Annotated in this window: 16 protein-coding genes; 11 read left to right on the forward strand and 5 right to left on the reverse strand. The window is 70.8% G+C overall.

The window, feature by feature from the left end; translation table 11 throughout:
- Window positions 1-115: 115 nt before the first annotated feature.
- From OG522_RS14370 to OG522_RS14385, 4 genes are all read left to right on the forward strand, one after another.
- Window positions 116-1,735, forward strand: coding sequence for an acyl-CoA carboxylase subunit beta (locus OG522_RS14370; protein WP_329463381.1), 1,620 nt, complete (start codon window positions 116-118; stop codon window positions 1,733-1,735).
- A gap of 25 nt (window positions 1,736-1,760) precedes the next feature.
- Window positions 1,761-1,967, forward strand: coding sequence for an acyl-CoA carboxylase epsilon subunit (locus OG522_RS14375; RefSeq protein WP_100574798.1), 207 nt, complete (start codon window positions 1,761-1,763; stop codon window positions 1,965-1,967).
- A 191-nt stretch (window positions 1,968-2,158) separates the two neighbouring features.
- On the forward strand, window positions 2,159-2,287 hold the full coding sequence (gene mmpB / locus OG522_RS14380) for a morphogenic membrane protein MmpB (protein WP_329463382.1): 129 nt from the start codon (window positions 2,159-2,161) through the stop codon (window positions 2,285-2,287).
- Between the two features lie 41 nt (window positions 2,288-2,328).
- Complete coding sequence (locus tag OG522_RS14385; RefSeq protein WP_329463383.1) at window positions 2,329-2,940, forward strand: Maf family protein; 612 nt, start codon at window positions 2,329-2,331, stop codon at window positions 2,938-2,940.
- An 18-nt stretch (window positions 2,941-2,958) separates the two neighbouring features.
- Here the strand turns inward: OG522_RS14385 and OG522_RS14390 are convergent, their stop codons facing one another.
- Window positions 2,959-3,414 (reverse strand): hypothetical protein, encoded by a 456-nt coding sequence (locus tag OG522_RS14390; protein ID WP_329463384.1) that lies wholly within the window; start codon window positions 3,412-3,414, stop codon window positions 2,959-2,961.
- Between the two features lie 402 nt (window positions 3,415-3,816).
- Here OG522_RS14390 and OG522_RS14395 point away from each other — a divergent pair, with 402 nt between their 5' ends.
- A complete protein-coding gene (locus OG522_RS14395; RefSeq protein WP_329463385.1) occupies window positions 3,817-5,571 on the forward strand; it encodes an acetyl/propionyl/methylcrotonyl-CoA carboxylase subunit alpha in 1,755 nt (584 codons plus the stop codon).
- A gap of 58 nt (window positions 5,572-5,629) precedes the next feature.
- Here the strand turns inward: OG522_RS14395 and OG522_RS14400 are convergent, their stop codons facing one another.
- Together OG522_RS14400 and OG522_RS14405 are read right to left on the reverse strand one after the other, a co-directional pair.
- Entirely contained in the window at window positions 5,630-5,842 is a 213-nt protein-coding gene (locus OG522_RS14400) for a DUF397 domain-containing protein (protein WP_329463386.1), read from the reverse strand.
- On the reverse strand, window positions 5,839-6,663 hold the full coding sequence (locus OG522_RS14405) for a helix-turn-helix domain-containing protein (protein ID WP_329463387.1): 825 nt from the start codon (window positions 6,661-6,663) through the stop codon (window positions 5,839-5,841). The genes OG522_RS14400 and OG522_RS14405 overlap by 4 nt, the downstream gene beginning before the upstream one ends.
- Before the next feature lie 111 nt (window positions 6,664-6,774).
- Here OG522_RS14405 and OG522_RS14410 point away from each other — a divergent pair, with 111 nt between their 5' ends.
- The 3 genes from OG522_RS14410 to OG522_RS14420 all read left to right on the forward strand — a co-directional run bounded on the left by OG522_RS14410 (window position 6,775) and on the right by OG522_RS14420 (window position 8,081).
- Window positions 6,775-7,029, forward strand: coding sequence for a hypothetical protein (locus tag OG522_RS14410; protein WP_443074699.1), 255 nt, complete (start codon window positions 6,775-6,777; stop codon window positions 7,027-7,029).
- Complete coding sequence (locus tag OG522_RS14415) at window positions 7,026-7,334, forward strand: hypothetical protein (RefSeq protein WP_329463389.1); 309 nt, start codon at window positions 7,026-7,028, stop codon at window positions 7,332-7,334. Before OG522_RS14410 ends, OG522_RS14415 begins: the two co-directional genes overlap by 4 nt.
- Before the next feature lie 168 nt (window positions 7,335-7,502).
- Window positions 7,503-8,081: a TetR/AcrR family transcriptional regulator gene (locus tag OG522_RS14420; RefSeq protein ID WP_329463390.1), complete on the forward strand. Its 579-nt coding sequence runs from the start codon at window positions 7,503-7,505 to the stop codon at window positions 8,079-8,081.
- 108 nt (window positions 8,082-8,189) lie between these two features.
- On the opposite strand, the gene OG522_RS14425 is transcribed toward OG522_RS14420, so the two are convergent.
- Both OG522_RS14425 and OG522_RS14430 read right to left on the reverse strand, forming a co-directional pair.
- The gene (locus tag OG522_RS14425; RefSeq protein WP_329463391.1) at window positions 8,190-9,146 is read right to left on the reverse strand and encodes a DeoR/GlpR family DNA-binding transcription regulator; all 957 of its coding nucleotides are present in this window, start codon (window positions 9,144-9,146) and stop codon (window positions 8,190-8,192) included.
- A 155-nt stretch (window positions 9,147-9,301) separates the two neighbouring features.
- Complete coding sequence (locus tag OG522_RS14430; protein ID WP_329463392.1) at window positions 9,302-10,741, reverse strand: NAD(P)H-quinone dehydrogenase; 1,440 nt, start codon at window positions 10,739-10,741, stop codon at window positions 9,302-9,304.
- Window positions 10,742-10,965: 224 nt separating this feature from the next.
- Between OG522_RS14430 and OG522_RS14435 the strand changes: the two genes are divergently transcribed.
- The 3 genes from OG522_RS14435 (at window position 10,966) to OG522_RS14445 (ending at window position 14,151) form a co-directional block, all read left to right on the forward strand.
- Window positions 10,966-11,403: a gamma-glutamylcyclotransferase gene (locus OG522_RS14435; protein WP_329463393.1), complete on the forward strand. Its 438-nt coding sequence runs from the start codon at window positions 10,966-10,968 to the stop codon at window positions 11,401-11,403.
- 243 nt (window positions 11,404-11,646) lie between these two features.
- On the forward strand, window positions 11,647-12,468 hold the full coding sequence (locus OG522_RS14440; RefSeq protein ID WP_329463394.1) for a purine-nucleoside phosphorylase: 822 nt from the start codon (window positions 11,647-11,649) through the stop codon (window positions 12,466-12,468).
- A gap of 36 nt (window positions 12,469-12,504) precedes the next feature.
- Window positions 12,505-14,151: a phospho-sugar mutase gene (locus OG522_RS14445; protein ID WP_329463395.1), complete on the forward strand. Its 1,647-nt coding sequence runs from the start codon at window positions 12,505-12,507 to the stop codon at window positions 14,149-14,151.
- The last annotated feature ends 187 nt before the right edge of the window (window positions 14,152-14,338 follow it).

Here is a 14,338-nt window from a genome sequence, read left to right on the forward strand (position 1 = left end):
GCAATTGCAAGGCCCTCAGGGTGTGGCCAACGCCGCACTGCCGAACCGTATGCGCGCCACTACCCTACGAGTCAGTAGCCACCATCCCCGTGACCAGGCAGGGAGCCGCATCCCGATGTCCGAGCCGGAAAACCACGACGCAGTCGACGCGATCGCCATCTCCAGCAACAAAGGCAGTCACACCACCGCGGGAAAGATCGCGGACCTTCAGCGCCGTATCGACGAGGCGACGCACGCCGGCTCCGCGCGCGCGGTCGAAAAGCAGCACGCCAAGGGCAAGTTGACGGCGCGTGAGCGGGTCGACCTGCTGCTCGACGAGGGCTCGTTCGTGGAACTGGACGAGTTCGCCCGGCACCGCTCGACCAACTTCGGGATCGAGAAGAACCGCCCGTACGGCGACGGCGTGGTCACCGGCTACGGGACCGTCGACGGCCGCCCGGTGTGCGTGTACTCGCAGGACTTCACCATCTTCGGCGGCTCGCTGGGCGAGGTCTACGGCGAGAAGATCGTCAAGGTCATGGACTTCGCCATGAAGACCGGCTGCCCGGTCATCGGCATCAACGACGGCGGTGGCGCCCGCATCCAGGAGGGTGTCGTCGCGCTCGGCCTCTTCGCGGAGATCTTCCGGCGCAACGTCCACGCCTCCGGCGTCGTCCCGCAGATCTCGCTGATCGTCGGCCCGTGCGCGGGCGGCGCGGTGTACTCGCCCGCCATCACCGACTTCACGGTCATGGTCGACCAGACCTCGCACATGTTCATCACCGGGCCGGACGTCATCAAGACCGTCACCGGCGAGGACGTCGGCTTCGAGGAGCTCGGCGGCGCCCGCACCCACAACACCACCTCGGGCGTGGCGCACCACATGGCGGGCGACGAGAAGGACGCCATCGAGTACGTCAAGTCGCTGCTGTCCTACCTCCCGTCGAACAACTTGAGCGAGGCCCCCGCCTTCCCCGAGGAGGCCGACCTCGAAGTGACCGACGAGGACCGGGAGTTGGACACGCTCATCCCGGACTCCGCGAACCAGCCGTACGACATGCACACGGCCATCGAGCACGTCCTGGACGACGGCGAGTTCCTGGAGACGCAGGCCCTGTTCGCTCCGAACATCATCACCGGCTTCGGCCGCGTCGAGGGCTACCCGGTAGGCATCGTCGCCAACCAGCCCATGCAGTTCGCCGGTTGCCTCGACATCAACGCCTCCGAGAAGGCCGCTCGCTTCGTGCGCACCTGCGACGCGTTCAACGTTCCCGTGGTCACCTTCGTGGACGTGCCGGGCTTCCTGCCGGGCGTGGACCAGGAGTACGGCGGCATCATCCGCCGCGGCGCCAAGCTGATCTACGCGTACGCCGAGGCGACCGTCCCGCTGATCACGGTCATCACCCGCAAGGCCTTCGGCGGCGCGTACGACGTCATGGGCTCCAAGCACCTGGGCGCCGACCTCAACCTGGCCTGGCCGACCGCGCAGATCGCGGTCATGGGCGCGCAGGGCGCGGTCAACATCCTGCACCGGCGCACGATCGCGGCGGCCGAGGACCAGGACAGCGCGCGCGCCGAGCTGATCGCGGACTACGAGGACACCCTCCTCAACCCGTACATCGCGGCCGAGCGCGGCTACGTCGACGCCGTGATCATGCCGTCGGACACCCGCGCCCACCTCGTGCGGGGTCTGCGTCAGCTGCGCACGAAGCGGGAATCCCTGCCTCCGAAGAAGCACGGCAACATCCCCCTCTAGCCCCCAACTCCCGCGAGGAGCCGCTGTGATCAAGGTCGTACGGGGCAATCCGACCCCGGAGGAGCTGGCCGCCGCACTGGCGGTGGTCCAGGCGCGCGCCGCGGCGACGGCTTCGGCCGCGCCCGGTGCGCCGCAGCCGCCCGAGGGCTGGTCCGACCCCGCGCGCATCGCCCGCCGCGCCCTGCCGAGGCCCGGGGCCCGCACCTGGGCCAGGACGTACTGGCCGGCGTAGCCCACCCACCGGCGGCCGGCCCCTTCGAGCGAGGGGGTCCGGCCGTCCTGCGCGTCTGCCTCGAAGGCCCCGGCCGACGCCCTGCGCCGGGGCACGGGGCCGAAGCACCGGCCACGCTGGGGCATTCGACACCGGCGGCCTGAGTACCCGTACTCAGGCGCACCCCCGGCCCTCGTCGCAGTATCGATTGCATGCTGTGGTCGGACCCGGAGAACGAGCCGCCGAAGGAACTGCGGGACGCGCAGGCGATGATGCGCCGGGCGGGCCTCCTGCTCGCCCTGGCGATGGTCGTGGCGATGGTCGTGGTCGGCATCCGCTGAGCCCCCGGGCGCCCGCCTCGCCCGCGCGCGGGCGCCCTACGATGGCGCCCATGACTGCTCAGCGCCGCCTCGTCCTCGCCTCCCAATCACCCGCCCGGCTCGGACTGCTCCGCCAGGCCGGACTCGCCCCCGAGGTGATCGTCAGCGGTGTGGACGAAGACGCGATGACCGCCCCGAACCCCGCCGAACTCGCCCGCGTACTCGCCGAGGCGAAGGCGGACGCGGTGGCGGGGCGCCCCGAGGCCGCCGGAGCGCTGGTCATCGGCTGCGACTCGGTACTGGAACTCGACGGCGAGGCGCTCGGCAAGCCCGCCGACGCCGAGGACGCCACGGCCCGCTGGAAGTCGATGCGCGGCCGCGCGGGCATCCTCCAGACGGGCCACTGCGTGATCGACACCGCGACGGGCGAGCGCGCGTCGCGAACCGCCTCGACGGTCGTACGGTTCGGCGACCCCACCGACGCGGAGATCGCGGCGTACGTGGCGAGCGGTGAACCCCTTGACGTGGCGGGGGCGTTCACGCTCGACGGCCGTTCGGCACCGTTCGTCGACTCCATCGAGGGCAACCACGGCAACGTCATCGGGCTCTCCCTGCCGCTGCTGCGCAAGCTGCTCGGCGAGCTCGGGATCTCGATCACCGACCTCTGGGCCTAGCGGGCGCGCGGGACGGGCTCAGGCGGCGGCCGGGGCGCCGTCGTGGGCGCCGGGGGCGCCGTCTTCGGACTCGGGCGCCCCGGGCTCCTTCACGTACGCCAGGAGTACGTACACGAGCAGCGCGAGCACCACCATCAGGACCGCGAAGGCGTACCAGCCGACGAGGCCGACGGTCAGCGCGCCGAGCACCCCGTGCACCACCGCACAGGCGATCACCGCGATGCGGCCGAAGCGGCCGGGGGCCCGGTCGCGGATGCCGACGACCAGCAGAACGATTCCGCAGCCGACGAGGAAGAGGCCGAACAGCCCGCCCGCGACCCAGGCCCCGGTGGAAATCGCCTTCGGATCCATCCCGGCCAGGGACATGTGCTGGTTGCCGGCGACGAGGCCGAGGACCCAGTTGACGAGCACGACCGCACAGGCCTCGGCGAAGAGGACGAGCGCGGCCACGATGGCGATCGGTCTGCGCAGCACGGCGCTGCACCCCCCTGTTACCCCTAGTACGGCGACGTGCCGCACGCTACTAACCGGTAGGGCTTCGTACAAGGGTCCGGACAAGAACGGCGGCGGATCTTGGCCCCGCGGACCGCGGCACGGGGACGGAGCTCCCCCTCAGCCGCAAAGAATCATTCGGCCATTCGTAGGGACTCGACAAAGAAACGCGGGGTCCTGCTGGCCGCCGAGACAGAGACCTTGGCCACACCACACCGCTACTGTGCGGTACGGGAGCCGGGCGTACCGTGGTCCGACAAGGGATTTCGCGACTTGAGCGTGCCTCGAATCACACTCCGTGTGGGCAAGCTCACCATTGGGGATGGGTCGTAAGCCAGTGTGCGGCTTCCCTAAACTCAGCTTGTTTTCAAGGAGGGAGCCATCGTGCGCAAGGTGCTCATCGCCAACCGTGGCGAAATCGCTGTCCGCGTTGCCCGAGCCTGCCGGGATGCCGGGATCGCGAGCGTAGCCGTCTACGCCGATCCGGACCGGGATGCACTGCATGTCCGGGCCGCGGACGAGGCGTTCGCCCTGGGCGGTGACACCCCGGCCGCCAGCTACCTGGACATCACCAAAGTCCTCGCGGCCGCGGCCGACTCCGGCGCGGACGCCATCCACCCCGGCTACGGATTCCTGTCCGAGAACGCCGACTTCGCCCAGGCCGTCCTGGACGCCGGCCTCACCTGGATCGGCCCGCCGCCCCAGGCCATCCGCGACCTCGGCGACAAGGTGGCCGCCCGCCACATCGCCCAGCGCGCCGGCGCCCCCCTCGTCGCCGGAACCCCCGACCCCGTCTCCGGCGCCGACGAAGTCGTCGCGTTCGCCCAGGAACACGGCCTGCCCATCGCGATCAAGGCCGCCTTCGGCGGCGGCGGCCGCGGCCTCAAAGTCGCCCGCACCCTCGAAGAAGTCCCCGAGCTCTACGACTCCGCCGTCCGCGAAGCCGTCGCCGCGTTCGGCCGCGGCGAGTGCTTCGTCGAGCGCTACCTCGACAAGCCCCGCCACGTCGAAACCCAGTGCCTGGCCGACACCCACGGCAACGTCGTCGTCGTCTCCACCCGCGACTGCTCACTCCAGCGCCGCCACCAGAAACTGGTCGAGGAAGCCCCCGCCCCGTTCCTGACAGAAGCCCAGAACGCAGAGCTGTACGCCGCGTCCAAAGCCATCCTCAAGGAAGCCGGCTACGTCGGCGCGGGCACCGTCGAGTTCCTCGTCGCCGCCGACGGCACGATCTCCTTCCTGGAGGTCAACACCCGCCTCCAGGTCGAACACCCGGTCACCGAAGAAGTCACCGGCATCGACCTGGTCCGCGAAATGTTCCGCATCGCCGACGGCGAAGAACTCGGCTACGACGACCCCGCCATGCGCGGCCACTCCTTCGAGTTCCGCATCAACGGCGAAGACCCCGGCCGCGGCTTCCTGCCCGCACCCGGAACCGTCACCCTCTTCGCCCCGCCCTCCGGCCCCGGCGTCCGCCTCGACACCGGCGTCGAATCCGGCTCCGTCATCGGCCCCGCCTGGGACTCCCTCCTCGCCAAACTCATCGTCACCGGCGCCACCCGCGAACAAGCCCTCCAGCGCGCCGCCCGCGCCCTGGCCGAATTCACCGTCGAAGGCATGGCCACCGCCATCCCCTTCCACCGCGCCGTCGTCACCGACCCCGCCTTCACCAGCGACCCCTTCCACATCCACACCCGCTGGATCGAAACCGAATTCGTCAACGAGATCCCGGCGTTCACGGCTCCGGCCGACGCCGAGACGGACGAGGAGCCGGGCCGCGAGACGGTCGTCGTCGAGGTCGGCGGAAAGCGCCTCGAAGTCTCCCTGCCGTCCTCACTCGGCATGACCCTGGCCCGCACCGCCGCCGCCGGCGGCGCCAAGCCCAAGCGCCGCGCCACCAAGAAGGCCGGCTCAGCCGCATCCGGCGACACCCTCGCCTCACCCATGCAGGGCACCATCGTCAAGGTCGCCGTCGAAGAAGGCCAAGAGGTCAACGAAGGCGACCTCGTCGTCGTCCTCGAAGCCATGAAGATGGAACAGCCGCTCAACGCCCACCGCTCCGGCACGATCAAGGGCTTGTCGGCGGAGGTCGGTGCGTCGGTGTCGTCCGGCGCGATGATCTGCGAGATCAAGGACTGACACGCCCATACGCAGGAGCCCCGGCCGGAGTTCACGGCCGGGGCTCCTGCGTTTGCCCTCAGACGGCGCCGAGCGCTCCGGCCTTCACGCCCGCCACGAAGTCGGCGAACGCACCGGCGGGGAGGTCGAGAACCGGGCCGGGCCGGTTCTTGGAGTCACGGACGGGGACCACGCCGCGCGAGGCGACGAGATTCCCGGCGACCTCGACGCAGTTACCGCCGTTGTCGCTGTACGAGGACGTGAACCAGCGGGGAGTTTCGTCGGTCGTCACGGGATGCCCTTTCCTACCTCGTTGATCATGGCCACGGTTTCCGCCTGCGACAGCGCTTCAGCCTGTAGTTGATGGTAGGCCGCCAGCAGGGGGAGTACCGAGGTGGTGTCCCGGTCCAAGTGGCCTCGCGTCTGGGCCTCGGCATAGCCGATGACCGATCGGTCGGTCATCGTCAGCAAGTTCACCGGGAGGTTGAACGTGCGGAGCTCGCCTATGCCGAACGGCGCCACTTGGAGCACCGTGGTGGGGAGGGCGGCGAACTCGACCAGCCGCTCAAGCTGAGCACGCATGACATCGCGCCCACCGATCGGCCGCCGGATGCAGCTCTCGTCCATGACCACGAACACCAAGGGCGGTCGCTGTCGAACCAGCGCCTCTTGACGCTCCGCCAGGAACGCGACGCGCTCGGCGGCCTGCTCGGGCGTGATCGCACCCCGTCGCACCGCGCTGTCCGCCAGCACTCGTGCGTACTGCGGTGTCTGCAACAGCCCTGGGATGATGCCGATTTCGTACAGCCGGATCTCAACCGCGCGCCCCTCGTGGGACACGTACTCCGGGAAGCCCTCCAGCAACACCCCGTGCCGCAGCTCGCGCCACTCGCGTTCGAACGCTTCGCTCCCTAGCGCGGCGTCAGCTCGGCGCGCGAAGCGCAAGGTTGGCATCTTGCGCCCAGTTTCAACTGACGAGATGTGCGTGCTGGAATACCCCATCTCCTCGCCCAACTTGTCCTGCGTCCAGCCGTGTTCCTCGCGCAACCTGCGCAGTCGCGCCCCGAACGCGGCCTGCGGGGAGCTCTCCGGGTCCAACTCCTTGATATTCAAGGGCCGATACCAACCTTTCGTCCTTCCCTGACACGTTGAACGGTTTCCAAGGCTAAGCCACGCTGAACACTCTTGGTAGTGAAACCACTACAGAGAGGAGCAGCTTTGTCTGTGAAGCGCGTTCCCCCGGACGAACAGCACCCCGACGATGTCCCGGAACCCGGCACGCTGGTGGTGGACACCAGCCGGGCGGACCGGGTGGGAGAGTTCCGCGGGGTCGCCGGGCCCTACTGGTCGCTCCGCCCGATGGCCGGCGGAACCGAATGGGAGACGGAGCCCGCGACCGTCCGCCCCGCGACCCCCGCCGAGCGGCTGCGCGCCGAGAACGCGCGGTGCAATGCCCGGAGCCGGGGAGAGCTGCTGTGAAGCCCATCGAGTACCGATGCGGCGTCCGAGCCGCGCTGTGGGTGGGGGGACGCGGCACAGCGACACTGGTCAACTCCCACGGCACACCGTCGGCGGCCCTCGCGGCGTCATGGCTGCGCGGCCAAGTGATGTGGTGCACCGGCCAGTTGGGCGACGACGCATCGAGCAGGCAGCTCCAGGCATGGCTGCGCGACGACACCGCGCAGTGGGCGCTGTTCGCGGCGCTCATGGCGGGCGAGAACACGCGCGTACAGGTCTGCCGGGGCGCGACCAGCGTGGAGCTGCACGCGGGGCGCGGCTCGTAGGGCCGAGCCCGGCGCCCCGTGGGGCGGAGGCCGCCGGGGCGGCCGGGGGGCGTCCTTGGGGCGGAACCGCCAGGGTGGCCGGGGGCATCCTGGGGGCGGAACCGCCAGGGTGACCGGGGGCACCCTTGGGGCGGAGCCGACAGGGTGGCCGGGTGGCATCCTTGGGGCATGGCAGGCAACCCCAGCGCGACCTCCCGCCCCTTGCGCGCAGATGCCCGGCGCAACCACGAGCGGCTGCTGGCCGTGGCCCGCACCGCCTTCGCCGAGCACGGCACGGACACCTCCCTGGAGGACGTGGCCCGGCGCGCCGGCGTCGGCATCGGCACGCTGTACCGCCACTTCCCCACCCGGCACGCCCTGCTGAGCGCGGTGTTCCAGAGTGAGGTGGACGTACTCCTCGTACGGTCGCGGGAGTTGCTGGCCGCCGAACAGCCCTGCACCGCGCTCATCGAGTGGCTGCGCGCGATCATCACGCACGCGGGCGTGTACCGCGGACTCGCCCGAGCCCTCATGTCGGCCTCGCACGACGCCAGTTCGGCGCTCGCACAGTGCAGCGAGCCGATGCGGGAGGCGGGTGACGCCCTGCTCGTACGGGCCCGGGAAGCCGGATCCGTACGCCCCGGCGTCACCATCGCCGACCTCATGCAGCTGACCAACGCCATCGCGCTGGCGGCCGAACAGGCCCCGGACGACCCGGAATTGGCCGACCGCCTGCTTGCGCTGACGTACCGGGGGCTGAAGAACTAGCCCGGCCGCGGACGCGCCCTCGCGTACGGTCACGAACGCGGCGATCCAGGCCGAGCGGGGCGCGCCCTCGCGCACACTCTCCAGGGCGCACCGAACGGCCCCGGAAAGCTACCGCCGCCGCAGGTCCGCCACCCGTGCCCGGTCCCCCGGCTGCTGCTCCCCCAGCGCCGCGGCGCTCCGCAGCTGCGGGCCCGAACCGGGCACGTGGCTGCGGCGCTGGCCGGGCACCGGCATGTCGCGGCGGGGCTGGCGGCCGGGTGGAGGAGCCTCGGCGCCCGTGCCCGACGGGCCCGCCACAGCGATCTGCACGCCCTGGTCCGCCAGCGCCTGCAACTCGGTGGCGGCCCTGTCATCGTGGCCCGGTGGCTCGTCGGTGACGAGGCGCGTGATCACGTCGGTCGGGACCGTCTGGAACATGGTGTCGGCGCCGAGTTTGGTGTGGTCCGCGAGGACCACCACCTCGGCCGCGGCCTGGACCAGCGCGCGGTCCACGCTCGCCGAGAGCATGTTGGAGGTGGACAGGCCGCGCTCGGCGGTCAGCCCGCTTCCGGACAGGAAGGCGCGGGAGACTCTCAGGCCCTGGAGGGACTGCTCGGCTCCGCTGCCCACCAGGGCGTAGTTGGAGCCGCGCAGGGTGCCTCCGGTCATGACGACCTCGACCCGGTTGGCGTGCGCCAACGCCTGTGCCACCAGCAGGGAGTTGGTGACGACGGTCAGGCCGGGGACCCGCGCGAGCCGGCGGGCCAGCTCCTGCGTGGTCGTCCCGGCGCCGACCACGATGGCCTCGCCCTCTTCGACGAGACCTGCGGCGAGGTCGGCGATGGCCGTCTTCTCCGCGGTCGCTAGATGGGATTTCTGCGGGAAGCCGGATTCGCGGGTGAACCCGCCCGGCAGCACCGCACCGCCGTGCCGGCGGTCGAGGAGTCCTTCGGCCTCCAGCGCCCGCACGTCCCGCCGTACGGTCACTTCGGAGGTCTGGACGACGCGGGCGAGCTCACGGAGCGATACCGCCCCGTTGGCGCGCACCATTTCGAGGATCAATTGGCGACGTTCTGCAGCGAACACGAAACTGACAGTAACTTGAGCGGCCGAATGTTTTCAGCAGTTTGCGCCGAATAACAGAAGGTGCACCCAAAGGGGGTCGCTGAGTGGTATATGGCCTCCGGGTCCCCCCGAGGCCTCGGCTCCCACTCGGCAACTCCCCTGTCCCATCAGGGGAGTTACGCCTCTCCCGCCTTCTTGCGGGTGTGCAACTGCCGGGCCACTTCGGCGATCGAGCCCGACAGGGACGGGTACACGGTGAACGCGTTCGCGATCTGCTCCACCGTCAGGTTGTTGTCGACGGCGATCGAGATGGGGTGGATCAGTTCGCTGGCACGCGGTGCGACGACGCAGCCGCCGACGATGATGCCGGTGCCGGGACGGCAGAAGATCTTGACGAAGCCGTCCCGGATGCCCTGCATCTTGGCCCGCGGGTTGCGAAGCAGCGGCAGCTTGACGACCCGGGCCTCGATCTTGCCCGCGTCCACGTCGGCCTGGGTGTAGCCGACGGTGGCGATCTCGGGGTCGGTGAAGACGTTGGAGGAGACCGTCTTCAGGTTCAGCGGGGCCACCGCGTCGCCCAGGAAGTGGTACATCGCGATGCGGCCCTGCATCGCGGCGACCGACGCCAGCGCGAAGATGCCCGTCACGTCGCCGGCCGCGTACACACCGGGGGCGGAGGTACGCGAGACCTTGTCGGTCCAGATGTGACCGGACTCCTTGAGGCGTACGCCCGACTCCTCAAGCGCCATGTTCGCGGTGTTGGGGATCGCGCCGACCGCCATCAGGCAGTGGGTGCCGCTGATGACGCGGCCATCGGAGAGGGTGACCTCGACCCGGTCGCCGACGCGCTTGGCGGACTCGGCGCGCGAGCGGGCCATGACGTTCATGCCGCGGCGGCGGAACACGTCCTCCAGGACCGCGGCCGCGTCCGGGTCCTCACCGGGCAGCACCCGGTCGCGCGAGGAGACGAGGGTGACCTTGGAGCCGAGCGCCTGGTAGGCACCGGCGAACTCGGCGCCGGTGACGCCGGAGCCGACCACGATGAGCTCCTCGGGCAGCTCGTCCAGGTCGTACACCTGCGTCCAGTTGAGGATCCGCTCGCCGTCGGGCTGCGCGTCGGGCAGCTCGCGCGGGCTGCCGCCGGTGGCGATGAGCACCGCTTCGCAGGTGAGCATCTCCTCGGTGCCGTCGGCGGCGGTGACGATCACGTCGCGGGTGCCGTCGATGCCCTGGGGACCTGCGAGCCGGCCGCGGCCGCGCATGACCCGGGCGCCCGCGCGGGTCACGGAGGCGGTGATGTCGTGGGACTGTGCGAGCGCGAGGCGCTTGACACGCCGGTTGACCTTGCCGAGGTCCACGCCGACGACGCGGGCCGACTGCTCCTCGGGCGGCGTGTCGTCGGCGACGAGGATGCCCAACTCCTCGTACGAAGAGTCGAAGGTCGTCATCACCTCGGCCGTCGCGATCAGGGTCTTCGACGGCACGCAGTCGGTAAGCACCGACGCCCCGCCCAGACCGTCGCAGTCCACGACGGTCACCTCCGCACCGAGCTGGGCGCCCACCAGGGCCGCCTCGTATCCGCCCGGTCCGCCACCGATGATCACGATCCGCGTCACGAAAAAGTCCGCCTCGTTGTGTCGATCCCAGCCTGCCTGCCCAAGCGACCGGGGGTCCGGGGCGGGGCCCCGGGGGAACGCAGTACGTACCTCATTGTCCCGCACGCTTCAAGTGTCCTCGCCCCCGGGGCGCCATTCGGCCGCGCGGGCGGGATCGGGCGGGGCAGGTGTGCGACCGGGCCGCGCGAAGTGCCCTCACGGGTCACTGTCGTACCCTCGACACCATGTCGCTCTACGCCGCGTACGCCGGCAACCTGGATCCGCGGCTGATGACCCGCCGCGCCCCGCACTCACCGTTGCGCGGCACCGGCTGGCTCAACGGCTGGCGCCTCACGTTCGGCGGGGAGCAGATGGGCTGGGAGGGCGCCCTCGCGACGATCGTCGAGGCACCCCGCTCACAGGTCTTCGTCGCCCTCTACGACATCGCGCCGCTGGACGAGGAGTCGATGGACCGGTGGGAGGGCGTCGGTCTCGACATATATCGCCGGATGCGGGTGCGGGTGCACACCCTGGACGGCGAGGAGCCGGCCTGGCTGTACGTCCTGAACGGCTACGAGGGCGGGCTGCCCTCCGCGCGCTACCTGGGCGAGCTGGCCGACGCGGCCGAGTCCGCGGGCGCGCCGCACGACTATGTGATGGAGCTCCGCAAGCGCCCCTGCTGAGCGCGCGCGCCGGCCCGGCAGCGGTCCGGCCCCAGCTCAGGGGCCCGGTCCCGCCGTTTGCGACGCAGCTCTCGTGCGAAGCCACAAGAGGAACGGCCAGGTCCGTTATCCTTCACATCTACGCGCGTAGGACTTCAGCGGTTACGCTCGTGCGCGTACTTCTTCTTTACCGGGGGAAAACCCCCGGACCCGGCCGGACAGACACCGGGCGGGACGACGTTCCTTCGCGAGGCGAGAGACTCAGTGAACGCATCTGCCACCCCGGACCTGCTCCAGGACCCCCACGCCGCCGCCGACGCCGCCGCCACGCGCCTGCGTGAGCTCACCGGCGCCGACACCCACGACGTCGCCCTGGTGATGGGCTCCGGCTGGGCGCCGGCCGTCGACGCCCTCGGTGCCCCCGAGGCCGAGTTCCCCGTGACCGAGCTGCCGGGCTTCCCCCCGCCGGCCGTCGAGGGGCACGGCGGCAAGATCCGCTCGTACAAGATCGGCGAGAAGCGCGTGCTGGTCTTCCTCGGCCGTACGCACTTCTACGAGGGCCGCGGCGTCGCCGCCGTCTCGCACGGTGTGCGCACCGCGGTCGCCGCCGGCTGCAAGACCGTCATACTCACCAACGGCTGCGGCGGTCTGCGCGAGGGCATGCGCCCCGGCCAGCCGGTCCTCATCAGCGACCACCTGAACCTGACGGCCACCTCGCCGATCATCGGCGCCAACTTCGTGGACCTCACCGACCTGTACTCGCCGCGGCTTCGCGCGCTGTGCAAGGAGGTCGACGAGACGCTGGAAGAGGGCGTGTACGTCCAGTTCCCCGGGCCGCACTACGAGACCCCGGCCGAGATCAACATGGTGCGCGTGCTCGGCGGCGACCTCGTCGGCATGTCGACCGTCCTTGAGGCCATCGCCGCCCGTGAGGCCGGTGCTGAGGTCCTCGGGATCTCGCTCGTCACCAACCTGGCCGCCGGTCTGACCGGTGAGCCGCTCAACCACGAAGAGGTGCTCCAGGCGGGCCGCGACTCGGCGGCGCGCATGGGCGAGCTGCTCACCCGGGTACTCGACCGCATCTGATCCCTCCCGAAGAGCCCTTCCCGAAAGGCTGACAACGTGACGCAGGACCTGATCGCGCGGGCCCAGGCCTGGCTGGCCGAGGACCCCGACAGCGAGACGCGCGAGGAGCTGGCCAAGCTCATCGAGAGTTCGGCGGACGCCGGGCACGCGGCGGAACTGGCCGCGCGGTTCAGCGGCACGCTCCAGTTCGGCACCGCCGGACTGCGCGGCGAGCTGGGCGCCGGACCGATGCGGATGAACCGTGCGGTCGTCATCCGCGCCGCCGCCGGACTCGCCGCGTACCTGAAGGCAAAGGGCCAGGGCGACGGTCTCGTCGTCATCGGATACGACGCGCGCTACAAGTCCGCGGACTTCGCGCGGGACACCGCGGCCGTGATGGTCGGCGCCGGTCTGAAGGCCGCGGTCCTGCCCCGGCCGCTGCCGACGCCCGTACTCGCCTACGCCATAAGGCACTTGGGCGCCGTCGCGGGTGTCGAGGTGACGGCCAGTCACAACCCGCCGCGGGACAACGGCTACAAGGTCTACCTCGGCGACGGCTCGCAGATCGTGCCGCCCGCCGACGCGGAGATCGCCGCCGCGATCGACGCCGTCGCCTCGCTGCACGACGTACCGCGTCCCGAGAGCGGCTGGGAGGTGCTCGGGGACGAGGTTCTGGACGCCTATCTGGCGCGTACGGACGCGGTGTTGACCGAGGGGTCGCCCCGCACCGCGAACGTCGTCTACACGGCGATGCACGGCGTCGGCAAGGACGTACTGCTCGCCGCCTTCGCGCGGGCCGGGTTCCCGGAGCCGGTCCTGGTGGCCGAACAGGCCGAGCCCGACCCGGCGTTCCCGACCGTCGCCTTCCCCAACCCGGAGGAGCCGGGCGCGATGGACCTCGCGTTCGCGACGGCCCGGCGCGCGAACCCGGACATCGTCATCGCCAACGACCCGGACGCCGACCGCTGCGCGGCCGCGGTCAAGGAGCGCGACGGCCAGTGGCGCATGCTGCGCGGCGACGAGGTCGGCGCGCTGCTCGCCGCCCACCTCGTCTCCAAGGGCGTCTCCGGCGTCTTCGCCGAGTCGATCGTGTCGTCCTCGCTGCTCGGCCGCATCGCCGAGGCCGCGGGGCTCGGGTACGAGGAGACGCTCACCGGGTTCAAGTGGATCGCCCGCGTGGACGGTCTGCGCTACGGCTACGAGGAGGCGCTGGGCTACTGCGTCGACCCCGAGGGCGTGCGCGACAAGGACGGCATCACGGCGGCCCTGCTGTTCGCCGAGCTCGCCTCCGTCCTGAAGGAGCAGGGCCGCACGGTCCTGGACCTGCTGGACGAACTGGCCCTGGCGCACGGCCTGCACGCCACCGACCAGCTCTCGGTGCGCGTCGAGGACCTGAGCATCATCTCGGACGCGATGGCGCGCCTGCGCGAGCAGCCGCCGACGTCGCTGGCGGGTCTCGCGGTGACGAAGGCGGAGGACCTGACGGAGGGCACCGAGCAGTTGCCGCCCACCGACGGCCTGCGCTACTACCTGGAGGGCGCCCGGGTCATCGTGCGCCCGAGCGGCACCGAGCCGAAGCTCAAGTGCTACCTGGAGGTCGTGGTCCCGGTGGGCTCCGCCGCGGACCTGGACGCGGCCCGCGCCCGCGGCGCCGAGCTGCTCGCCGGCATCAAGAAGGACCTGGCGGCCGCCGCCGGAATCTGACCCGGGACGGCACGCGAAGGATCGGGCGCACAGCGCGCGAAGGACAGGGGCGGTGGTCAAAAGACCACCGCCCCTTCCACTCATCCGGGTGATTTCGTACGGCAGTTGACGCAGCGCTGCGGCACCTCGCGGGGACTTGCGAGAAAGGGTGACCCGTACCCTCGCGCCCGAGCCAAGGAGCTGTCGC

Origin of the sequence: Streptomyces sp. NBC_01431 (assembly GCF_036231355.1) — a bacterium.
In the GTDB taxonomy this organism is placed as follows: domain Bacteria; phylum Actinomycetota; class Actinomycetes; order Streptomycetales; family Streptomycetaceae; genus Streptomyces.